12 protein-coding genes are annotated in these 23,919 nt (G+C 63.2%); 5 read left to right on the top strand and 7 right to left on the bottom strand.

Annotated features, from left to right (window positions below; all coding sequences use genetic code 11):
• Nucleotides 1-577 precede the first annotated feature (577 nt).
• A complete protein-coding gene (locus tag ABL312_RS05220; protein ID WP_349360314.1) occupies nt 578-2,008 on the top strand; it encodes a DEAD/DEAH box helicase in 1,431 nt (476 codons plus the stop codon).
• A gap of 443 nt (nt 2,009-2,451) precedes the next feature.
• Here the strand turns inward: ABL312_RS05220 and ABL312_RS05215 are convergent, their stop codons facing one another.
• The 7 genes from ABL312_RS05215 to ABL312_RS05185 all read right to left on the bottom strand — a co-directional run bounded on the left by ABL312_RS05215 (nt 2,452) and on the right by ABL312_RS05185 (nt 12,798).
• Nucleotides 2,452-3,300: a fumarylacetoacetate hydrolase family protein gene (locus ABL312_RS05215; protein ID WP_349360313.1), complete on the bottom strand. Its 849-nt coding sequence runs from the start codon at nt 3,298-3,300 to the stop codon at nt 2,452-2,454.
• 88 nt (nt 3,301-3,388) lie between these two features.
• The gene (gene cueR, locus ABL312_RS05210) at nt 3,389-3,787 is read right to left on the bottom strand and encodes a Cu(I)-responsive transcriptional regulator (RefSeq protein WP_349360312.1); all 399 of its coding nucleotides are present in this window, start codon (nt 3,785-3,787) and stop codon (nt 3,389-3,391) included.
• A 138-nt stretch (nt 3,788-3,925) separates the two neighbouring features.
• Complete coding sequence (gene ileS / locus ABL312_RS05205) at nt 3,926-7,060, bottom strand: isoleucine--tRNA ligase (RefSeq protein WP_349360311.1); 3,135 nt, start codon at nt 7,058-7,060, stop codon at nt 3,926-3,928.
• A gap of 160 nt (nt 7,061-7,220) precedes the next feature.
• Nucleotides 7,221-8,582 carry a nucleotide sugar dehydrogenase gene (locus ABL312_RS05200; RefSeq protein ID WP_349360310.1) on the bottom strand — a complete coding sequence of 454 codons (1,362 nt, stop codon included), beginning with the start codon at nt 8,580-8,582 and terminating at the stop codon, nt 7,221-7,223.
• A gap of 94 nt (nt 8,583-8,676) precedes the next feature.
• Nucleotides 8,677-9,873, bottom strand: coding sequence for an AGE family epimerase/isomerase (locus ABL312_RS05195; RefSeq protein WP_349360309.1), 1,197 nt, complete (start codon nt 9,871-9,873; stop codon nt 8,677-8,679).
• 16 nt (nt 9,874-9,889) lie between these two features.
• Nucleotides 9,890-11,389 carry a phosphomannomutase/phosphoglucomutase gene (locus ABL312_RS05190; RefSeq protein ID WP_349360308.1) on the bottom strand — a complete coding sequence of 500 codons (1,500 nt, stop codon included), beginning with the start codon at nt 11,387-11,389 and terminating at the stop codon, nt 9,890-9,892.
• 41 nt (nt 11,390-11,430) lie between these two features.
• Nucleotides 11,431-12,798 carry a mannose-1-phosphate guanylyltransferase/mannose-6-phosphate isomerase gene (locus ABL312_RS05185; RefSeq protein WP_349360307.1) on the bottom strand — a complete coding sequence of 456 codons (1,368 nt, stop codon included), beginning with the start codon at nt 12,796-12,798 and terminating at the stop codon, nt 11,431-11,433.
• Between the two features lie 365 nt (nt 12,799-13,163).
• Between ABL312_RS05185 and ABL312_RS05180 the strand changes: the two genes are divergently transcribed.
• From ABL312_RS05180 to ABL312_RS05165, 4 genes are all read left to right on the top strand, one after another.
• Nucleotides 13,164-14,138: a capsular biosynthesis protein gene (locus ABL312_RS05180; protein WP_349360306.1), complete on the top strand. Its 975-nt coding sequence runs from the start codon at nt 13,164-13,166 to the stop codon at nt 14,136-14,138.
• Between the two features lie 508 nt (nt 14,139-14,646).
• Nucleotides 14,647-14,877: a hypothetical protein gene (locus ABL312_RS05175; protein WP_349360305.1), complete on the top strand. Its 231-nt coding sequence runs from the start codon at nt 14,647-14,649 to the stop codon at nt 14,875-14,877.
• A 75-nt stretch (nt 14,878-14,952) separates the two neighbouring features.
• Nucleotides 14,953-19,431 (top strand): S8 family serine peptidase, encoded by a 4,479-nt coding sequence (locus ABL312_RS05170; protein ID WP_349360304.1) that lies wholly within the window; start codon nt 14,953-14,955, stop codon nt 19,429-19,431.
• 926 nt (nt 19,432-20,357) lie between these two features.
• Nucleotides 20,358-23,168, top strand: a complete 2,811-nt coding sequence (locus tag ABL312_RS05165; protein WP_349360303.1) for a hypothetical protein — start codon at nt 20,358-20,360, stop codon at nt 23,166-23,168.
• Nucleotides 23,169-23,919: the final 751 nt, after the last annotated feature.

Genomic DNA, 23,919 nt, shown 5'->3' with positions numbered 1-23,919 from the left:
CCTTATCCCTTTCGCATCAATCCGACGACAACCGGCCGCCCTTGGCCAGTCACCGCCTCTCAAAAACGGAACATAAATTCCATTTTCCGGCATCGCAAGCCCATTCTCCGCGACGCGTGGGCGCGCGCCGCAGGTCTCCCCGACCGTCCATGCGGCCCGCTCGTTCAGCCATAAGAACCGGCACTTGCGCTCCCCTCACGCGCAGGGTCCGGCGCCCGAGACACCTCGTACGGCAGCGTCAGCGCGATGAGTTTTGGAATTTTCATTCCATATTCCCGGCAATTCGCTCCGGGTCGCGGATCGGTCCACACGCGTGACCGGTGGAAATGTGTTGCGCTGCAGCAGCGAATATGGTCTATGGCGGTCACGGCAGCGCCCGCGTAGAGAACCGCCCTTGCGGTCACGGCGCCTGATCCGCCGCAACTTTCCTTTCGATCGTTGCCCTTACTCGCGTGACGCGTCGCGTCCGCCTCCCCGAGGCAGCTGATCTGCGCAAGCTCCCTTAAAACGACACGCATGACCGCGTCGCAAGCCGGCCAGACCATCGCCGTGCGCCGACGCAGCGCTAGGATTCCACTTGACCACATTTACCGATCTCGGCCTCGCCGCATCCGTCCTCAAGGGCGTCGCCGACGAAGGCTACACCACCCCGACGCCGATCCAGGCGCAGGGCATTCCCGCGATTCTCTCCGGCTCCGACGTGCTGGGCCTTGCCCAGACCGGCACCGGCAAGACCGCGTCCTTCGTGCTTCCGCTGCTGCACCGGATCGCGGAAAACCGCGCCGGCCGTCCGGCGCCGAAGACCTGCGGCGCGCTGATTCTCGCCCCGACGCGCGAACTCGCCGCGCAGATCGCCGACAGCATCCGCGTCTACGGCCGTCACATGCGCCATTCGGCGACCGTCGTCGTCGGCGGCGCGCGGCCGATGCCGCAGATCCGCAACCTCGCCCGCGGCCAGGACATTGTCGTCGCCACCCCGGGCCGCCTGCTCGACCACATGTCGACCGGCGCCGTGACCCTCTCGACCACGACGACCATCGTGCTCGACGAGGCCGACCACATGCTCGACCTCGGCTTCCTGCCGGCGATCCGCAAGATCCTCGCGGCGCTGCCGCGCCAGCGCCAGACGATCCTGCTGTCGGCCACCATGCCGAAGCCGATCCGGGCGCTCGCCGAGGACTTCCTGCACGAACCGCAGGAAATCGCGGTCGCGCCGGCCTCCAAGCCGATCGACCGGATCGAGCAGAAGGTTCTGCTCATGGAAAAGGACGCCAAGCGCCAGGCGCTGATCGACGTGCTCAGGGACGCCGATCTCGACCGGGCCATCGTCTTCACCCGCACCAAGCATGGCGCCGACAAGGTCGCGCGTCAGCTTGAGCAGGCCGGCCTCGGTGCCGGCGCGATCCATGGCAACAAGAGCCAGGGCCAGCGCCAGCGCACGCTCGACGCCTTCCGCGCGGGCCGTACGCCGATCCTGGTCGCGACCGACATCGCCGCCCGCGGCATCGACGTCGACGGCGTCTCGCATGTCGTCAACTTCGAGCTGCCGAACGTGCCGGAGTCCTACGTGCACCGCATCGGGCGTACGGCGCGCGCGGGCAAGAGCGGCATCGCCGTTTCCTTCTGCGACATGAGCGAGCGCCCCTACCTGCGCGACATCGAGAAGCTGATCGGCAAGACGCTGGTCGAGCGCGACGACGATCCGCGTCCGGCACGCGGGGGCAAGCGTCCCGCGCGCGGCGGCGGTGGCGGGCAGACCGCCGGCAACCGGCCGAAGCGCAACCGCCCGCAGCGTGGCTTCGCCTCCGACGAGCGCGACGGCGCGCCGCGCGCCGCCTCCGGCGAGCGCCCCGCACGCGCGGGCAAGGGCCCCGGTTCGGGCCGCCCGCCGCGCGATCGCGCCGCCGCGCCCAAGCGGGGCGACGGTCGGTCCGATGGCGGCCATCAGGGCCGAAAGCGCTCGCGTCCCGCCGGCGGCGGTGCCGTGTCCTACGGCGCGGACTTCTGATCGCGGCCAAGCCGCCTTGAAACAGAAAAGGCCGGTGCACATGCACCGGCCTTTTTTCTTGGCACCGGCGGTCACGGCGACGCGCCCCCCTGCCCGCCGCTCCCCTCTCGCCGTCATCCCGCACGCAGCGAAGCGGAGATGCGGGATCGGAGAGCCGACTAAGGGCGGTTGCCAGTACAGAAACCCACCCTGGCTCCCCGGCCCCGGGTCGCGCTGGCGCTTGCCCGGGGTGACGCCGTGCGAGGGGAGAGACGCTTGCGCAAACAGCCGGCTTCGATATCTCGTCAGCGTCTCACGAACAATCGCCCCCTTCGGCGTCATCCCGCACGCGAGCGCCGGAGATGCGGGATCGGAGAGCCCGGACGCCTACGCTGCGCATCAGGCCGAGAGCCGTCCCGCTCGAGCGGGGAACTCAATGCCGGCCGCTGGTGGCGCCGCTCCCCTCACGCAGACGCGCGGACCGTCTGGCGCTGGGTGCCGAGCCCCGCGATGCCGAGGTCCAGCCGGTCGCCGGGCTTGAGGTAGACCGGATCCGGCTTCTGCCCCATGCCGACGCCCGGAGGCGTGCCCGTGGCAATCACGTCGCCCGGGTGCAGGCTCATGAAGCGCGACAGATAGGCGACGAGAAACGCCACGGAATAGACCATCGTCGCCGTGGTGCCTTCCTGCATGCGCGTGCCGTTGAGGTCGAGATGCAACGGCAGGATCTGCGGATCGGGAACCTCGTCGCGGGTGACGAGCCAGGGACCGAGCGGGCCGAAGGTGTCGTGCGACTTGCCCTTCACCCATTGCCCGGAATGGCGGATCTGGAAATCGCGCTCCGACACATCGTTCAGGATCGAATAGCCGGCGATATGGTCGAAGGCCTCCGCCTCGGCGATGTTCTTCGCGTGCCGGCCGATAACGACGGCGAGTTCCACCTCCCAGTCGGTCGCCGTCGAGCCGCGCGGCAGTTCGATGCCGTCGTCGGGACCGCAGAGCGCCGAGGTCGCCTTCATGAAGACGATGGGTTCGGGCGGCACGTCCATTCCGGCCTCGGCCGCGTGATCGGAATAGTTCAGGCCGATGCAGACGACCTTGCCCACCGATCCGACGCAAGGGCCGAGACGCGGCGTGCCCTCGACCGGCGGCAGCGTCTCGACGTCGAGCCCCCGCAGGCGGTCAAGTGCCGCATCCGACAGCGCATCGCCAGCGACGTCCCCGATCTCGCCCGACAGGTCGCGAATGCCGCCCGACGGATCGATCAGCCCGGGCCGCTCTTCACCGATGGGTCCGAAGCGTACGAGTTTCATGAAAGCCCTCCCGAGTGTGTCTTTCGGGCGAGCATAACCGGCTGGTCGCGCGATGCAATCGGGCGCGCCGCCCGCGCCCGGTCGCCGCTCAGACCGCCGTGCCGCGTCCCGCGAGATCGTCGAGGATCGGGCAATCGGGGCGGTCGTCGCCATGGCAGCAGTCGGCAAGGCGCGTGAGCGTGGCCTTCATCGCCTCCAGTTCGGCGATCTTGCGCTCCACCTCGCCGATCTTCTCCAGCGCCACCGTCTTGACGTCGGCGCTCGCCCGGCCCTCGTCGTCGTAAAGCGACAGAAGCGAGCGGCATTCCTCGATGGTGAAGCCGAGGCTGCGCGCGCGCTGCAGGAACCGCAGCCGATGCACATCGGCCTGCGAATAGTCGCGATAGCCGTTCGCCGCCCGCAGCGGACGCACGAGATCGATCTCTTCGTAGTAGCGGATTGTCTTGGCCGGCAGGCCGGAGCTTGCCGCAGCGGCACCGATATTCATCGCAGATCCTCACGGATGGTCACCGTGAGGAGCATGTGTCTTCCAGTTGCTGGAAGGTCAAGGGCGGAAGGTCACGGGGGCGGAAGGCGAAGGGCGGGGCGTGCCTCGCCCCGCCCGTAGCAACAAAGGGCGCGCGGCTCAGCCCGCGACCTTCTCCAGTTCGATCACGATCTCCGCGCCGCCGACCTCATGGGTCGCCCGCACGCCGCCCTCGATTCGCTCGCCGATGGTCAACGCCCTGGCGAGCGTGTCCTGGGCGATGCGCTCGCGGTGTTCTTCCACCGCCTGCACGAGGCTGTCGGGCAGCACGAGGTTGAGGCGGATGCGGTCGCTCACGTCGAGCCCCCCATCCTTGCGGGTCTGCTGGATCAGGCGGACGATGTCGCGGGCATACCCCTCGCGTTCCAGGTCCGGATAGACCTGCGTGTCCATCAGCACCACGCCGCGCATGGCGTCGAAGAGCCCGGTGTCGGAGCCCTCCGGCGCGACGACGCGCATGGTGTAATCCTCCGGCGGCAGCTCGACCCCGGCCAGTTCGACGATGCCGTCGGCGCGCAGCGTCCAGTCGCCCGACTTGGAGGCGGCCATCACCTCCTTCATCTTCTTGCCAAGCCGCTTGCCGATCTGCGGCCGCACGACCAGCGTGTGATCGCCCACCGACAGCGGATCGTCCTTGAGGATCAGTTCCTTGACGTTGACCTCGTCGGCGATGAGCTGCGCATAGGGGCGCAGATCCTCGATCTCCTTGTGCGCGACCGTCAGCGTCTTGAGCGGCAGGCGGGCGCGCAGGCGCTTCTGCTCGCGCAGCGACATGACGGAGGCGCAGACGTCGCGGATCAGGTCCATCCGGCGCACCAGATCGGGATCGCTCGGCATCGCGCCGGCATCCGGCCAGTCGGCCAGATGCACGGAGGTCTCCCCCGTCAGTCCCTTGTAGATGCGTTCCGCCACGAAGGGCATCATCGGCGCCAGCGTGCGCATCAGATGCGTCAGGACCGTGTAGAGCGTGTCGAGCGCGTCGCGCTTGTCCTGGGTCATCTCCTCGCCCCAGAAGCGGGCGCGCGAGCGGCGGATGTACCAGTTGTTGAGCGCGTCGATATAGCCCGGCACATGCGAATAAGCCGAGGGGATGTCGTAGGCGTCGAGCGAGCCCTGCACCTTCTCGATCAGCTCGCGCGTCTTGGCCAGGATGTAGCGGTCGAGCAGGTTGTCCTGATCGAAGCGCACTTGCGCCTTGTACCGGTCGGCATTGGCGTAGAGCGTGAAGAAGTAATAGGCACTCCAGATCGGGATGATGCCCTGGCGGAGCGCCTGGGCGATGCCGCGCCCGTCCTTGGCGACCGCGAGATCGCCGCCGACCAGCAGCGGCGAGGACAGCATGTACCAGCGCAGCGCGTCCGCCCCGTAGGTGTCGAACACCTCGACCGGATCGGGATAGTTCTGCAGCCGCTTGGAAAGCTTCTGCTTGTTCTCGTCCAGCACGACGCCGTGGCAGACCGCGTTGCGGAAGGGCGCGCGGTCGAAGATCGCGGTGGAGAGCACCATCAGCGTGTAGAACCAGCCGCGCGTCTGCGCGACATATTCCACGATGAAGTCGGCCGGGAAGTTCCGCTCGAAATGCGCCTTGTTCTCGAACGGGTAATGCTCCTGGGCAAACGGCATGGAGCCGGAATCGAACCACACGTCGAGCACCTCCGGCACGCGGCGCATCATCGACTTGCCGGTCGGATCGTCCGGGTTCGGGCGCACCAGCTCGTCGATCATCGGCCGGTGCAGATCGTCCGGGCGCACGCCGAAATCGCGCTCGATGTCATCGAGCGAGCCGTAGACGTCCATGCGCGGATAAGCGGGATCGTCGCTCACCCAGACCGGGATCGGACAGCCCCAGAAGCGGTTGCGCGAGATGTTCCAGTCGCGGGCGTTTTCCAGCCACTTGCCGAACTGTCCGTCGCGCACATGCGCCGGCACCCAATCGATCTCCCGGTTCAGCTCGACCATGCGATCCTTGAACTGCGAAACGGCGACGTACCAGGCGTCGATCGCCTTGTAGATCAACGGCGTGTCGGTGCGCCAGCAATGGGGATAGTCGTGCAGGTAGGTCTCGTGGCGGAAGACGACGTTTTGCGCCTTCAGATCCCTGATGATCGCCTTATTGGCCTCCAGCACGTTCTCGCCGGCGTAATCGCGCACCTCGCTGGTGAACTTGCCGGCCTCGTCGACCGGCACCACAAGCGGGATGCCGCGCGCCTTGGCGAGTTCGAAGTCGTCCTCGCCGAAGCCCGGCGCGATGTGCACGCAGCCCGTGCCGTCGCCCGCCTCGACGAAATCGGCGGCGAGCACCTGGAAGGCGTTCTCCGTTTCCTTGAAATAGGGAAACAGCGGCTCGTAGCGCGCATCGGCCAGCGCCGCGCCGGTGTGCGTCGCGACGCGGGTCCAGTCGCCGAACTCGCGCTCGTAGCGCTCAAGTGCTGCCTCGGCCAGGATCACGCGCTGGCCGTCCTTCTCAAGGACGGCGTAGTCGAGATCGGGGGCGACGGCGAGCGCCAGGTTCGACGGCAGCGTCCAGGGCGTGGTCGTCCAGGCGAGCAGCCGTGTGGGAACGTCCGCGAAGCGGTCGTCCTTCAGCAGAAAGCCGACGGTCAGCGCGGGGTCCTGGCGTTCGCGGTAGGAATTGTCGAGCCGGGTCTCGAAGTTCGACAGCGGCGTCTGCACCGCCCAGGAATAGGGCACCACGCGATAGCCGCGATAGACGAGCCCCTTGTCCCACAGCTGCTTGAAGCCCCAGATGACGCTTTCCATGAAGGAAAGGTTCATCGTCTTGTAATCGTTCTCGAAATCGACCCAGCGCCCCTGCCGCTCGACGTAATAGCGCCACTCGTTGGTGAAGCGCATGACCGAGACCGAGCAATGGGCGTTGAAGTTGCCGATGCCGTAGTCGAGGATCTCGTTGCGGCCGGAGATGCCGAGTTCCTTCTCCGCCGTCAGTTCGGCCGGAAGCCCGTGGCAGTCCCAGCCGAAGCGGCGCACGACGCAATCGCCGCGCATGGTGCGATAGCGCGGGATCAGGTCCTTGACGAAGCCGGTGGCCAGATGGCCGTAGTGCGGCAGGCCGTTGGCGAACGGAGGCCCGTCGTAGAAGACATATTCGCCGGCACTGTCCTGATTGCGGCGCTGCTCGACGGAGGCCTCGAAAATCCGGTTTTCCTCCCAGAACTTGAGGATCTCTTCCTCGAGTTTCGGAAAACTGGGGTTTGGATCGATGGCCTCATACATACCGAACGTCCCGCTGTGTTGTTGACCCTGTTGGGCGTCTCTCCCATGCGCGGCAGGGACGCCATCGTAAGCCGATCCGTGGGGTATCCGACCGGCGCGCAAAATACAATGCTCGCCGCCGCGAATACCCGCCGTCCCGCATGAGAGCGCGTATCCGCCGTCAGGCGCGCGTCACCCGCGCCTGGCTGGCCGGATAACGCCCGCGCGTGTCGACGATGAGCTTCGCCTCGCGCGCGATCATCTCGTAATCGAAGGCATCGTGATCGGTGGCGATCACCACCGCGTCGTAGCCGGCAATCGCCGCCGCGTCGAAAGGCTGCGCTGTCAGGCTGGCGCCCTTGCCCTCTTCGAGCGTCAGCGTCGGCACATGCGGATCGGCATAGGCGACGTCGCCCCCCTTCTCCGCGATCAGCTCCACCACGCGCACGCTGGGGGATTCGCGCATGTCGTCGATGTTCTTCTTGAAGGCGACGCCGAGCACCAGCACCCTCGCGCCGTTGAGCGCCTTGCGCGCGCCGTTGAGCGCGTCCATCAGCTTCTCGACGATATACTCCGGCATGTAACGGTTGATCTCGCCGGCCAGCTCGATGAAGCGCGTGTGCAGCCCGTATTCGCGCGCCTTCCAGGTGAGATAGAAGGGATCGACCGGGATGCAGTGCCCGCCGACCCCCGGCCCCGGATAGAAGGGCGTGAAGCCGAAGGGCTTGGTGGCGGCCGCCCGGACCACCTCGAAGATGTCGAGCCCCATGCGGTCGGCCACCGTCTTCATCTCGTTCACGAGCCCGATGTTGACCGCCCGGTGGATGTTTTCCAGGAGCTTGGTCATTTCCGCCGCGCGGGTCGAGGACACCGGCACCAGCGTGTCGACCGCGCCGCCGTAAAGCGCCTCGGCCGCCTGCAGGCAGGCCGGCGTCACCCCGCTGATCACCTTCGGGATCTGGCGGATGCCGTATTTGGCGTTGCCCGGGTCCTCGCGCTCGGGCGAATAGACGACGAAGACGTCCTCGCCCACCGTCAGATCCTCGCGGGCGAGCGCGGGCAGCATGTCCTCTTCGGTGGTGCCGGGATAGGTGGTCGATTCCAGCGCGATCACCTGGCCGGGGCGCAGATGCGGACGGATGCTCGCCGCCGCGTCGAGGATGTAGCCGATGTCGGGATCGTGGGATTTTCCAAGCGGGGTCGGCACGCAGAGGATCAGCGCGTCGCACTCGCCCGCCCGGGCGAAATCGGTCGTCGCCTCGAAGCGGCTGTGAAAGCGCACGCTCTCGCGCGTCTGGCCCTGATAGCGGACATAGCCGCCCTTGGCGTTGAGATCGGCGACCTTGGTCGCGTCCACGTCGAAGCCGACGATGGCATGCCCCAGCTCGCTGAAGCGCAACGCCAGCGGCAGACCGACATAGCCGAGCCCGATGATGCCGATGACCGCCGAGCGGTCCTGCATCCGCGCGCGCAATGTCTCGAGCGGGCTCTGCAAACGGGAGGCCGGGGTTTCGGGCTCTGAAGAAACGACGTCGGCGGACATATGCGGTGATCCTCGAGCCCCGCAGGCGGACGGGCTGCGGGTTACTGCCCGCGCGGTGTCGCATACCCGACCAACGGCGGCAAGTGCGACATCGTCAGACCCCGCCCCGCGCCAGCACCGCGTCCAACTCGGAGATCGCGCAGACAATGTGGTAGAAGGAACTCGCCGGCGCCGGTTCGTCCACGAAGGTGCCATCGGGCCCGAGCCTGTCGTGCCAGGCCCCCGCAAATGTGCCGGGTGTTTCCGTGTCCAGAAAGCGCTCGAGCGCCGCAACGGCGTCCAGCGCCTGACGCCGGCAGGCGGCCCGCTCCGCCGCGGTCTCCGCGATCTCGCCCATCGCGAGCGACGCCTTGAGCCATTCCGTCTGCGACCAGAGCCGGGCCACCGGATCCAGAACGGCGAAATCGTCGGTCAGCGACAGGACCGCCATCTTGCGCTGCGGGCAGATGCCGTGCGCGCAGCCGATGGCGAAGAGCCGGCGCGCGGCGGCAAGCGCGTCTTGCCGGTCCCGTTTGAGACCCCAGCGCCTCAGCAGCCACGCCCACTCGAACTGATGGCCCGGCTCCACGATCCGTCCCGTCTCATCCGGCATCGGCGTCCAGTCGGCGGCGAAGAACTCGCGCAAGGCGCCCGTTTCGGCATCGATGAAGCGCGCCAGGGCGAGCCCGGCGATTTCGTCCGCCAGCGCGGGCCACGCGGCATCTTCCGTCACCGCTTCCCAGGCCAGCGCGGCCTCGAAGAGATGCATGTGCGGATTGGCCCGAAGCGGCAGGCGCGGCGGCGCATCCTCCTGAAACCCGCCGGCGGGATGTCGCAGGCGCTCGCGCAAGGTGGCGAGCAGATGCGCGGCCTCCGCCTCCATCGCAGGCCGCTTTGCGGGAACCGCCTCGGCGAGCGCCGCATAGGCGAAGAGCGCGAAGGCCTGATCGTAGAGATCGCAGGGGCGCACGCCGCCCGCCACCACCGGCTCGGGGCGCAGCGTCCCGTCGGCGACGCGAAAGCGGCGGTGGTAGTCTGCGAGCGCCCGCAGGGCCAGCGCCTCCGCCGGCCCCTGCCAACCGAGTGCCGCGCCGGTCAGCACCGCATAGATCTGGCGCGGCGGCACGCGCGGACGGGTCGGCGCCGCCGTCGGCGCGCCGGTGCGCCGGTCGAGACTTTCGCGAAACCCGCCGGTTGCCGGATCGACGCCGGCGGAGGTCCACAGGGGAAGCGACTCGCGCAGAAGCCAGTGGCGCAAGCGGTCGCGCGCGGCCGTCAACGCCGTGTGAAGATCGCCCCCCGTATCGCGCACGCCGGCCCCTTTCCGCTCAGATGGTCTGGTTGTAGGCGCCGACTTCCGGGTTCTCTCGCAGGATCGCATCGACGCCGGCGAACATCGCCCGCATGCGCTCCTCCGAGACCGGGCTTTCGACCACGACCACGAGCTCCGGCTTGTTGGAGGAGGCGCGCACCAGGCCCCAGGTGCCGTCGTCGGTGACGATCCGCACGCCGTTGACCGTCACCAGATCGGTGATGGCGTGGCCCCCGACGGGGTCTCCGCTCTCCGCCATGGCCTTGACGCGGGCGACGACGCGCTCGACGACGTCGTATTTGGTCTCGTCGTCGCAATGGGGCGACATGGTCGGCGAGCCCCAGGTCATCGGCAGCGCGCGGCGCAGGTCCGCCATGGTCCTGTCCGGGTTGCGGTCGAGCATGTCGAGGATCGCGATCGCCGAGACGAGCCCGTCGTCATAGCCGCGCCCGATCGGCTGGTTGAAGAAATAGTGGCCGGACTTCTCGAAACCGACGAGCGCGTCGAGCTCGTTGACCCGCCGCTTGATGTAGGAATGCCCGGTCTTCCAGTAGTCGGTCCGCGCCCCGTTCTGCTGCAGCACCGGATCGGTGTCGAAGAGCCCCGTCGACTTCACGTCGACCACGAAGCGGCAGCCCGGATGCAGGGCCGACAGGTCGCGGGCGAGCATCACGCCGACCTTGTCCGCGAAGATCTCCGCGCCCTCGTTGTCGACCACGCCGCAGCGGTCGCCGTCGCCGTCGAAGCCGAGCCCCACTTCCGCGCCCGTTTCCAGCACGGTGTCGCGCAGGGCGTGCAGCATCTTCATGTCTTCCGGGTTCGGATTGTAGCGCGGGAAGGTATGGTCCAGCTCGCAATCGAGCGGCACGACCTCGGCGCCGAGCGCCTCCAGAACGCGCGGGGCGAAGGCGCCCGCCGTGCCGTTGCCGCAGGCGGCCACCACCTTGATCGGCCGCGCGAGCTTCGGCCGGTCGGTCAGGTCGGCGATGTAGCGCTCGGGAAAGCCCTCCACGAAGCGGTAGCCGCCGCCGGGCCTTTCCGTGAATTCGGCGCCGAGCACGATCTCCTTGAGCCGGCCCATTTCGTCGGGCCCGAAGGTGAGCGGGCGGTCGATGCCCATCTTCACGCCGGTCCAGCCGTTGTCATTGTGCGAGGCGGTGACCATCGCGACCGCCGGAACATCGAGCGCGAATTGCGCGAAATAGGCCATCGGCGACAGCGCCAACCCGATGTCGTGCACCCGCACGCCCCCGGCCATCAACCCGGCGATCAGCGCCATCTTGATCGAGGCCGAATAGCCGCGAAAATCGTGCCCGACGACGATGTCCGGCCGGGTGCCGCGCTCGTGCATGAGGGTCGCGATCCCCAGGCCGAGCGCCTGGATGCCCATCAGGTTGATTTCCTTCTCGAACAGCCAGCGCGCATCGTATTCGCGAAAACCGGTCGGCTTGACCAGCGGCGACGATTCGAAGGCGTAGGTGTTCGGTGTCAGATCGGAAACCGGCTTGGGCAGCATGAAGATCCTCGGAAGCGTTGGCCGCGGGCATGGGATGACCTTCAGGCCTCCCCGCCCGCCTCGGGAAAACGGATGATGTCATCATCGCCGATATAGGCGCCAGATTGAATCTCGATGACGCGGGTGGGCACGCGGCCCGGGTTGGCGAGACGATGGCGCGCGCCGACCGGCGCATAGGCCGACTGGTTCTCGGTCAGCATGTGCGTTTCGCCGTCGATGGTGATGGCGAGCGTGCCCGACACCACCACCCAGTGCTCGGAGCGGTTCATGTGGCTTTGCTCGGTGAGCCGTGCGCCGGGCTTGATCTCGATCTCCTGAACCTGAAAGCGATCGCCGGCCGCGATTTCCTCGCGCCAGCCCCACAGGCGATAGGCCCGCCGGTGCTCGCGCACCTCCCGCCGGCCGTCGGCCTTCAGCCGGTCGACGACGGCCTTGACGTCCTGCGCGTGATCCTGCGCCGCGACGAGCACCGCGTCCTTGGTGGCGATCACCATCACCTTGTCCAGCCCGATGACGGACACCAGGGCGGAATCGGAGACGACGAGATTGTCGCGGCTTTTGAGGAACATCGCCTCGCCGAGCGCGCTGTTGCCGGCCTCGCCCTTGTCGAGCGTTTCCCAGACCGCCGACCAGGAGCCGAGATCGTTCCATCCCGGATCCATGGGCACGCAGGAGACGACCTCGGATTTTTCCATGATCGCATAATCGATCGAGATGTCGGGCACGGCCGCAAAGGCCTCGGCATCCAATCGCAGGAAGTCGAGATCCTGGCGCGCGTCGGCCACCGCCGTTCGCACCCCGGCCAGCACCTGCGGCGCGTGGCGCTCGAACTCCGCCAGCATCGCGCCGGCGGAAAACAGGAAGATCCCGGCGTTCCAGACATGATCCCCGGATGCGAGAAAGGCTTGCGCGCGCGCCCGGTCCGGCTTTTCCACGAAGGCTTCGACCGCGCGCACGGCTTCCGCTCCGTCTTCCGCCGCGAGGCGAATGTAGCCATACCCGGTGTTGGGCTCATGCGGCGTGATGCCGAAGGTCACGATCCGCCCGGCACGCGCCGCCGGAACCGCCGCCTGCACGGCCGCGCGGAAGGCCTCGGGCGCCGTCATCAGATGGTCGGAGGGCGCGAGCAGCACCAGGGCCTGCGGATCGTGCTCCGCCGCGAGCAGCGCGGCGATGGCGGCCGGCGCGGCCGTATTGCGCCCCATGGGTTCCAGAACGATAGTGCCCGCCCCGCGTCCCGCCTCGTCCATCTGCTCGCCGACGAGAAACCGGTGATCGGCATTGGCCACCACGATGGGCGCCGCGAAATCGCCCTCGGGAAACCGCCGAAGCGTCTTCTGGAACAGGCTCTCGCCGTCGAAGATGGGCAGGAACTGCTTCGGCCTCAGCGACCGGGACAGGGGCCACAACCGCGATCCCGAACCGCCGGACAAGATGCAAGGAACGATCACGCCAAACCCCTTGAAAAAAATGCATTTTGCGCACACGTACCGTGCGGCCCGAGATCCGCGCCGGCTCCCGGCGGCCCAAAGGCCCGGGCGCCGCGCTCCGTCAATCCATACCATGGAACGCGCGGAGCGGCCTCAGCCGCGCCGGCGCGCATTCCCCTCTCCTACCCCTCAAGTGGTTGACGCGATGCAAACAGGACGCGATTACCTGTCCTGCGCGCCGGCCATATGGCCACGCGGGACCCATGTGATCGGGATGCCCTGTGCGGAACGGCGGCCCGGCAACCCGGGCGCCTGCGCACCTTTGAACGGCGGAGGCCATCGACGTGATTGGCGTGTTCTCCACGCGAATGTCCCGAATTCCCCACCTCGATCGCGTGCTTGGCGCGCCGGTTCGGCGTGTCTGGCCGTTCACGACGGCGAAGCTCACAGCCGTCGCGGGCTGGGGACAGAAGAAAACCGCGCTGCGCGCGCGGCGCTACGCGGAGCGACACGGCCTGCCCTACCTGACCGTCGAAGACGGCTTCCTGCGTTCGATCGGACTGGGGCGCGACACGCCCCCCGTTTCCCTGGTGGTGGACGATCTCGGCATCTTCTTCGATGCCCGCGCGCCCTCCCGCCTCGAGACCCTGATTGCCGCGCCGGCGGATGCCGGGACCCTCGCCTCCGGCGCGCAACTCGCGGCCGCCTGGCGGGAAAACCGCGTGTCCAAATACAATCACCAGCCGGACGGCCCGCGCCCGGTGGCCGGACCGTTCGTCCTGGTCGCGGATCAAACCTACGGCGACGCATCGATCGAGGGCGGTCTTGCATCGCCGGCACAGTTTCAGCGCATGCTGGACGCAGCACTCGACGAGCACGCGGACAAGACCGTCGTCCTCAAGATCCATCCCGAGGTGATGGCCGGACACAAGCGCGGATACTTCTCGCTGGACACGCTGCCCGACACCGAGCGGCTCGTCGTCATGGCGACGGAATGCCACCCGGCCGGCCTGCTGGCCGCGGCCGATGCCGTCTACACCGTCACGTCGCAGATCGGTTTCGAAGCGCTCATCTGGGGCAAGCCGGTCCGCACCTTCGGCATGCCGTTCTATGCAGGCTGGGGCCTCACCGGAGACGACATCCACCGCCCCGCCCGCAGGCAGAATGTCGGGCTGGACCACCTGATCCACGCCGCCCTTGCGCAATACCCGACCTATATCCATCCGGACACCGGGGCCGACTGGACCGCGACGGACGCGATCGCCTGGATCGGCACCCAACGCACCGCACGCACGCCACCAAGCCCCCAGCCCGCATGACGACCCCGGAACGCGGCACAACCGGGTTAAGCAGACAAGGATCCACCGATAGATTTAAGGTCTCCAGTCGGGCCTTCTCAGGCGACCTCCAAGAATTTACTTACTCACACAATCAATAAAAAGAGATATATTAAAAATCGAAAGAATACTCATCTAATTTTTCAGAAAATAAACAGACATCAAAACCGAATTCAATCCTCGCATCAACTCGCCACCCAAAGTGGCTTTGCGTGTTTTCTAGCCGCGGTTATTCTCTCCACTTCTGAAAAACCCTCCTACCCTAATCATTTTTCTACTTCCCGTGACCGACCTTCGTCATTGACGCGTTGCCACCAATGGCTGTAACTTTGGCTTAACCATTGGGGAGAGCCTTCTCCCGCTCACAAAACATTTCGGTTTCACATTCTGGAAAACTTCTAAGTCTGACACACGGCTTGTAAGTCGGCTTACAGATTGCAGAGTCGGCAATCTGCCAGAAGGCCAAGGTCGGTCGCGAACGGAGCGCTTCATGGACAGCATTCAAGATTCACTAGACATGGTCGTTACGGCCATTTCAGGCGGAATAATTTGTCCTTTGGTGCAGACTGTCGATGGCGAAACCTACAGCCTGATGCGTGTCCCGAAAAACAAATACCCCCCGGGCACCCGCCTGCGCGTGCGCGGGCATTGGGCCGAAGCCTCGACTTGTCAGCAAGGCCAAAGTATCATGGTCATGCAGATCGAGGAAACGCGCGATTGACTTCATTCATTCACAGGCACCTTATAAGACCTTGAAGATATTAGAGGCGCCAACGGATATACAGGCGAGAAGATTATGAAGAAAATTATTGGATCAAGCCGCACGATCAACGACGCTGCAATCACGCTGGGCGAAGTAGGCTCTTACTCGACGAGCGACATCCTGGGAGCCTACGGCACCGATGTTCTCCCGCCGCCTGCCGCACTGAAGCCGCCAGCCGCGGTTCAGTCGCCTGGGGTGGTTCAGTGGCCCGGCATGACTGAGCGTGACCCGGCGCCGTGGTGGTCCGATTACAGCGATGATGCGTTTCTCTTTGACGCCGCCGCAGTCGCACCTGAGGGAGAAGCGACCTCCCCAAGCCTGACACCTACCGACAATTTCTACAGCTCCCAGTGGCACTTCCCCCTTCTCGGGGACGTGGAAACAATCTGGGACGAGTTCGACGGCTCCGGCGTGACTGTCGGCATCTACGATGACGGGGTCGAGTTCACCCATCCCGACCTTGCCGGAAACTACGACAGCTCCCTGCATGTGACGATCGGCGGCAGCCCCCAATCCGGCAGCTCGAACAGTCCGACCGACGGGCATGGAACGGCCGTCGCGGGCCTGATCGCGGCCGCCAACAACGGAACGGGCACGGTTGGCGTCGCGCATGGCGCGACGATCGCGGGTGTCAACATCTTCGACCCGAACCTGCCGACCTATGTCAACGCCGCGGACAAGACCGAGTTCTACAACGCGATGTCGCAGCAGGACAATTTCGACATCGTCAATCACAGCTGGGGCTCGACGCCGCGCTTCTTTGCCTCGCGCTCGCTGAGCGAACCGGCAGGCATGTCGGGCATACTCGAGACAATCTACGAAGACATTCATGCCAACGGCCGCGGCGGCCTGGGCACGATCGCGCTAAAGGCCGCGGGCAACGACACGATGGATGCCAATGGCGAGGGCCATAATGTGTCGCGCCACACGATCACCGTGGCCGCCACCGACTCGACTGGCGCCGCGACCTGGTACACCAACTTCGGCAGCAACATTCTGGTTGCCGCGCCCGCCGGAGCCGTGACCACGGACCTGCAAGGCAATGGCGGCTACGAAAGCGTGGGCGGCGGCTTTGACAGCACGGGCGACTATACAAACAGTTTCGGCGGAACGTCCGCCGCAACGCCTGTCACCTCTGGCGTCGTCGCTCTCATTCTCGATGCCAACTCCGATCTCGGATGGCGTGATGTCCACACGATTTTGAGCGTCTCGGCAAGCCATACCGGCGCGCTGATCGGAGGGGCACCGAACACATATGAGGTCGGGGACTGGGAAACGAACGGAGCCGTGACCTGGAACGGCGGCGGTCTCACCTTTCACCAGAGCTACGGCTACGGCATGGCCAATGCCTACAATGCCGTGCGGATGGCCGAAGTCTGGAGCCTCTTCAATGTGGCGCAGGTCTCGAACAACGAGCAGACCGTATCGGCGTCCTTCTCGCCCAACCTGAGCATCAACCAGGGCGGCCCCGGAACGACCACCTACTCGTTCAACATCACCGAGGATGTGCTGATCGAGAATGTCCAGCTGCGCCTGATGATCGAAGACGGCTGGATCGTTGACTACCGGATGACCCTCATTTCCCCGGACGGGACCGAAATGGAAGTCGATTTCAGCGACGCCAGCAGCGGTTTGGTTGGCAGCGGAGCAAACGGGTTCGACTGGGTCCTCGGGTTCGAGGGCTTTCGCGGCGAAAGCCCGGTGGGACAGTGGCAGCTCGTCATTGAGGATGTCTATGCAGACGCCCCCTCTCAGGCGGGCACCCTCGTCGGCCTCGAGATCGATATCCATGGCAGCGCGCCATCGACCAACAAGGTTTTCACCTACACCGACGATTTCGATTACATGGTCTCGGTCGATGCGTCCCGCACCACACTGACGGGCGCGACCGGGGCGCAGGACTGGATCAACGCCGCGGCGGTGTCGACCGACATGGTGATCGACCTCAGCGGCGGTTCTTCGGTCATTGACGGCGTTTCCACGGATCTTGGCACGGCGGTCGAGAACGCCGTGGCCGGCGACGGCAACGACACCCTGATCGGGAACGCCGGCAGCAACAAGCTTCACGGAATGCGCGGCGACGACACGCTGATCGGTGGCGCGGGGGGCGACCATCTGGCTGGAGGCGCGGGCCTCGACACGGCCGACTACTCAGCCTCCGACGCCGGTGTGAATGTCTCTCTGATGACCGGCTTCGCCGCGGGCGGCCATGCCACCGGCGATAGCTTCGACAGTATCGAGAACCTCATCGGATCGGACTACGACGATCTGCTCAACGGCGACGACACCGCCAACATCCTGCGCGGCGGCGCCGGCGGCGATTTTCTCAACGGCCGCGGCGGTTCGGACACCGCCGATTACACGGGGTCCGACGCCGGCGTGAACGTGTCCCTGCTGACCGGCTTCGCCGCCGGCGGTCATGCCGCAGGGGACAGCTTCAGCAGTATCGAAAACCTCATCGGGTCGACCCGCGATGATCTGCTCAATGGCGATCACGACGCCAACATCCTGCGCGGCGGCGCCGGCGGCGACTTCCTCAACGGGCGCGGCGGTTCGGACACCGCCGACTACACCGGCTCCGACGCCGGCGTGAACGTGTCCCTGCTGACCGGCTTCGCTGCCGGCGGACATGCCGCAGGCGATACCTTCGACAGCGTCGAGAACCTCATCGGGTCGGCCCACGACGATCTGCTCAACGGCGATCACGACGCCAACATCCTGCGCGGCGGCGCCGGCGGCGACTTCCTCAACGGCCGCGGCGGTTCGGACACCGCCGACTACACGGGCTCCAACGCCGGGGTGAACGTGTCTCTGCTGACCGGAACCGCCACGGGCGGACATGCCGCCGGGGATACCTTCAACAGCATCGAGAACCTCACTGGATCGGCTTTCGGCGACATTCTGAGCGGCGGTCACGACGCCAACATCCTGCGCGGCGGCGCCGGCGGAGATGTCCTCAATGGAGATGGTGGGGCCGACACCGCCGACTACACGGGCTCCGATGCCGGCGTGAACGTTTCCCTGCTCACCGGGTTTGCCGCGGGCGGGCATGCTGCAGGCGATACCCTCAACAGCATCGAGAACCTCATCGGGTCGGCCTTCGACGACCTTCTCAACGGCGATCACGGGAACAACATCCTGACCGGCGGCGCCTCGAACGATGTCCTGCGCGGGCGTGGCGGCGCGGACACGCTCGTCGGTGGAACCGGCTCGGATACGGCCGACTATTCCGACTCCGATGCAGCCGTGAACGTCTCCCTGCTGACCGGCTTTGCCGCCGGTGGCCACGCCGCGGGAGACACTTTCGACAGCATCGAAAACGTCACAGGATCGGCCCACGACGATCTGCTCAACGGCGATAACACCGCGAACATTCTGCGGGGCGGCGCCGGCGGCGACTTCCTCAACGGGCGCGGCGGTTCGGACACCGCCGACTACACCGGCTCCAACGCCAGCGTCAACGTGTCCCTGCTCACCGGCTTCGCTGCCGGCGGGCACGCCGCAGGCGATACCTTCAACAGCATCGAGAACCTCATCGGGTCGGCCCACGACGACCTTCTCAACGGCGATCACGGCGCCAACGTCCTGCGCGGCGGCGCCGGCGGCGACTTCCTCAACGGCCGCGACGGTTCGGACACCGCCGACTACACCGGCTCCGACGCCGGCGTGAACGTGTCCCTGCTCACCGGATATGCAGCTGGCGGGCATGCCGCCGGGGATACCTTCAGCAGCATCGAGAACCTCATCGGAACCGCCTTCGACGACATTCTGAGCGGCGATCACGAGGACAACATCCTGACCGGCGGCGCCTCGAACGATGTCCTGCGGGGGCGCGGCGGTGCAGACACGCTCGTGGGCGGAAGCGGATCGGATACGGCCGACTACTCCGACTCGAATGCGGCTGTGAACGTCTCCCTGCTGACCGGCTTCGCCGCCGGTGGCCACGCCGCGGGTGACACTTTCGACAGCATCGAAAACGTCACAGGATCGGCCCACGACGATCTGCTCAACGGCGATAACACCGCGAACATTCTGCGGGGCGGCGCCGGAGGCGACTTCCTCAACGGGCGCGACGGTTCGGACACCGCCGACTACACGGGCTCCGACGCCGGGGTGAATGTGTCCCTGCTCACCGGATATGCAGCCGGCGGACATGCCGCAGGCGATACCTTCGACAGCATCGAGAATCTCACCGGATCGAGCCACGCCGATATTCTGAACGGCGATCACGCGGACAATATCCTGACCGGCGGTGCCGGAGATGATGTGCTCCGGGGACGCGCCGGTGTCGACACTTTTGTCTTTCACGAGAATTTCGGCAATGACACAATTGTCGATTTCGAAGACGGCATGGAGTTCCTCGACTTCAGCGAACACAGTGGTGTGAACAACATCGGAAATCTGACAATTGCCGCGTCATTCGGCGATGCGACGATCTCCGACGCATTTGGGAATTCGGTGACCATAACCGGAGCAGCCGGCCTGATTGACGGCTCTGACTTTATCTTCTGATCGACCATGTAAGCCCGCCCCGCTCCTCCCGCGAAGCCGGACCGGGGAGCGGGACGCGCGCCTCAGCCCGGCGAAACTGGCCCGCTGACCCTAACGGAGGATATGCGCGAGCACGACAGAGCATGGCCATGCCGTCTGACCGAAGAAACACGGCGTAAAACCCTTTGATGTTTCATCTGGCAGCACTGTCATCGGACACTGATTGTGCGCCGGCAGACAGGCATTGCATATGCGGCACCTGCCGACCCCGGCCATCCATCCCCTCCGCGCGATCCTGGCTTCGGCTTCCATGCCGGCCTGAATGTCGACCGCCGTGCAGCGCAAACACTTGCCTCAGCCCCAGTCCGGTAAATGGCCGGAACTGCACCACGGCACCAGAATGCTCGCGTCGACCAATCCCTCTCCACGACATTTTCCGGAAAATGATTCCTGATTTCTGGAGGCATGCGCATTTTCTCAGGCGATACTGTCTCAGCCCGACGCGCAGTATCGACAAAGGCCACCATCTGTCTCGCGGCGCAGCAATTGAAAGGATGTCGCGATCCGGCGACACTGTTGAGGCTCCTCTGCCTGCCCCACCCCACGGCTCGCCAACTCCCACGACATCAGCAGACCAACCCAACCACGGTGTATTCCCCATGGTACGCTTCATGTCATTCGTCACTCGACACGGCAAAGCGGGCAGGTAAAATCAACCCGAAGTGTGACGACTGCCCATACTCTACATCCGCGGCGTCTTGCCCACGCCTGACGATCCCCGCAATGCATCATCACAGGAAAACTATGCATTCTTGATAAGATTGATCAATATCAACATGATTTGTATATTTCCAAACCTGCCTATACGGTGACTGCTATGCATTGGCAGCTTAATTTCATCGCCAGGATCGAAATTGCATTTCAACCGGACTGAGAGGACGCAATTCTTGAACGCAAATCCATCCGACCCGATCGAGACACCTGTGCCACACTCTTCTCCCGAGGGCGCCGGGACGACCGCCCAACCGGCCGTCCCCCATCAAATAAAAGAAATGACGGATACGGACCTCCTCCGCCGCCTCAATCTCTCACAAATCAGGTTGGAGCAAGTAACTTATCTAACCACCCTCGACGCACTGTTGGAGTCGCTGGAAGATCGCGTTACCCATGCGCTGGATGACGGATTCTCAAACGACAGGTTAAAAGGACTCTGCGGCACCACAAATCGGATGGCATGCTCGTATCGTATTGCGACCGGCCACTTCATGCGACAAGGCGGCATAAATATTTCTGGCGACGAACGTCTTCTCAGGATATTCAATCTCTTAGATCGCATTATTTATACTATTGAGAAACGCTCTAAAAAAAAGGCTGCATCAATTGAAGATTGGGCAAATCAGCGCCTTGACATATCTTCCACACTTCGAATTCTCGTAGCCCGCGCACTTTCTTTTCTTCTTGCTCAATCGTATGAGTACAACTTAATCCATGTCGCGATCCCTAATGCAATAAATATAGTCGAACAACGTTTGGATCTGGCTATATACGTGCCATCATTTCATTTTATCCGATTCCAATCCAGCAAAGACCCACTTCTAAATATCCTCAACGAGAGACGAGACGATTTATGTAATCTGTTTTTTGGCGTTAGATCAAACACGAAATCAGAGAAACCGGGCTTCATTCATATCGCCAATCATCCGGCGGAATACAAATTGATATTTGACGACCTTGTTCGAAACCTCATTCAATTTAAATCCTTGGATGCATTTTCCCAGTGGGCGCGACGGCACTATTTGGATTGCGGCCGCACAGACGAATTTGCAATTAACACACTTCACCGAGATGCATACTTTATCGACAATGCAACATTGGACTCGGGCAATGATCTGATTGAGACGGAATTGCGAAATCCCCGGCTCTTATTTCAGAACAATCTCGATCTCGCGCGTGCCTTCCTGAACTCCGGCCACTACAAACTGGCGAAAAACCTGGCGCGTGAAATCGACGTGACAGCTCTCGCGCCCACCGATATCCCCTCCTACCTTGATATCGCACGCCTCCTCGACTTCGATGATCGCTTAATCAAATTCTTCCAAAAGGAGATGGCTGAACCCACCGATGAAGCGACAACTTCCCCGGACCCGTTTCATGTTTCAAGACGAATGATTTACGAGCGAGAAAGTATCGACCATTTGGTGATAAAGGATTATCGGGACCTAACCGAATTTTTTATTCGAAACGGCCTCATTGATCCGAATTCCGGAGAAAATTTGTCCGAAGGAGACCATATTCTCCTTTTTTGCACTCAAGAGGACCGAGTGGGGCCGAACCTTGTAGCGCCCCTACTTCCTATTTTGAGTAAGAATGGCATGAAATTCAGAAACTTGGTCGAGGATGAATACTCCAATACTTTTGTAAAGAATTGGGAATATGGCCCCCGACTTTCGTTTGATTTTCGACACGTGTCTGGGAAGCCAGCCGACGACAAAACCTACCTCATGAATTGGGAAATAAATCCGAAAGAACGCATCATTTCCGCGGATGGAATTAACGTATTCGAGGGAATATATGAACGTGTATCCAGATGTCTCAAGGTTTTTGACATTGACTGGAATGCGCCTGCAACAAGGCACTATTTTTCATTCTGGATGAGACAAACAGATAGACTTCTCTTTTGCCTTAATGATGTTTTAAGGGTCGCTAAAGAAAAAAATATTCGGATCACCCTGTTTAGCCTTCTGGGGCACTACGCGCCATACTTTGCAATGAAGGCCTTTGCGGAAGTGCATTCAGACTACTTTTCTCATGTAACGCTCAGTTCCGCATACGAGAACTGGAGAAGCAATGTTTCCGGTCATCCCCTGACAACGCTCGCTTTCATTAATAACACTCGCAATCCAACGCCATCGCAAGCGTCGTTCGGGACGAGGAATTCTTTCGAAACGTGGTACGAAAAGCAATATCTTCCCAACAAGTCTAAGTATGACGAGATTTCAGACAGCGTCACCCTGGTGAACCGGTCCGGCGAAACAAATGACTATGCAAAGGCGTTACTGACCGAACTGGCTTCCCACAAAAATAACGGTAAAACGATCCTCTGCGCGTTGGGCAAGATCCCATATGATCTTGCGGTTCCTTACCAGGGCGGACCTGCACATAGAGATATGAAGGACTGGCTGAATCATACTGTCAGTCTCGTCAATGATTGCAGTGACACGATACTTCTTGTAAAGCCGCATCCGCACGAGGTGAACTTCAGTATTTCGAACTGTGCCAACCAGGGGTTCCTGGATCTTGTTGAGGTTGATTGCGGTCAAAACATCACCAGGTTGGCACACCGGGGTCTCAACCTTCAGGATTTGGCCGAGTACGTGGACCTGTTTTTGTGTTGGAACGGGTCGTCCATCGCCGAACTCGGCGCGCAAGGTCACAAGATCGTTGCGGCCGACGATTGGGCTGCAAAAAATTATCCGATCAACGTTTTCATGCCCAACGATCGACCGCACTATGAGAACATTATTTCAAACCCGAAGACGGTTCAGATGAAGGATGATTTTTTTGAATTGAGCCGTGCCTATACAGCATTTCTTGTGGAGGCATCTTTTGCAATTGATTATCCCTACTGCAAGCGATCATCGACCAATGTCGATTTCAATCGATGTTGGATCAACTGGACAGAAATTAGCAAGGAGAGCCTTGATCGCTTACAAATGAGGGAACAGGAAATTGTTGATGCTTTTATATGGATGAGATAACATTTATTAATCGAAGCGATATTTTGAATTCAGTTTTTGAATGGTTTCGCACACGACTTTGTTCAGGATTTGTACAATACCGAAAGCGATATAGCCGGAGGACGAGTATGTCGCGTCTTCGCAAAGGAGTCATTGCTCAAGGCCATCGCAACGTTCCAGAAGCGCAGCCGGCTACCGGGCGCTGCAAAGTGTCTTGTTCCGCCATTTACACCAACAGATGGCATGTCGGTTTCCACCGACCGCGGAAACAGGTTTCGGCGCCTCCGGGGCGCGTGCTCGGCGTCGCGGCGAACGAGCCGGCCGGCAGGGTCACCCCGCTGCAACTTGGGATGTTACGCCAATAGGGATCTTCGCCCGTCTGGCTCTGGCTTCAAGTGCTGGATTTCCATTCATTGCGCCTCGGCGGGCAAGTGTTTCGGCGCCAGCTGGCGTCTCGCACGCCGCAGTGCTGTGCGGCAGGCTTTTGCAGGCTCAGCCCATGCCCCACCATCCCGCGCGCGGTGTAACGCATCGGCACCAGTTTTTGCGGCAGAGCATCATTTCATGAAAACTTTCTCCACTGAAAACAGCACACAAAGAGGGCTGGCCTGAAACGTGGATCATCGAGCGAGAGGCTCAACCAAAGACACCTTTTCGTCGGCATCAACTCTTCCCGTCTATTTTCAACTTTCCTCTTCAGTAAGTTTGCCACCACCCAAAATTTGTTTGATTCTATTTATTCCCCCAATCTCTACGAAGCTTTCCACAAAAG

Source organism: Stappia sp. (assembly GCF_040110915.1).
GTDB lineage: Bacteria > Pseudomonadota > Alphaproteobacteria > Rhizobiales > Stappiaceae > Stappia.
Note: the sequence above shows the minus strand (reverse complement) of the source record. Positions and strands in the feature narration are given on the sequence as shown.

Bases quoted from the DNA above. Each gene is read 5' to 3' on its own strand.
- ABL312_RS05175 (WP_349360305.1), top strand. From the start codon at position 14,647: ATGGACAGCATTCAAGATTCACTAGACATGGTCGTTACGGCCATTTCA.
- ABL312_RS05170 (WP_349360304.1), top strand. From the start codon at position 14,953: ATGAAGAAAATTATTGGATCAAGCCGCACGATCAACGACGCTGCAATC.
- ileS (WP_349360311.1), bottom strand. From the start codon at position 7,060: ATGTATGAGGCCATCGATCCAAACCCCAGTTTTCCGAAACTCGAGGAA.
- cueR (WP_349360312.1), bottom strand. From the start codon at position 3,787: ATGAATATCGGTGCCGCTGCGGCAAGCTCCGGCCTGCCGGCCAAGACA.
- ABL312_RS05215 (WP_349360313.1), bottom strand. From the start codon at position 3,300: ATGAAACTCGTACGCTTCGGACCCATCGGTGAAGAGCGGCCCGGGCTG.
- ABL312_RS05200 (WP_349360310.1), bottom strand. From the start codon at position 8,582: ATGTCCGCCGACGTCGTTTCTTCAGAGCCCGAAACCCCGGCCTCCCGT.
- ABL312_RS05190 (WP_349360308.1), bottom strand. From the start codon at position 11,389: ATGCTGCCCAAGCCGGTTTCCGATCTGACACCGAACACCTACGCCTTC.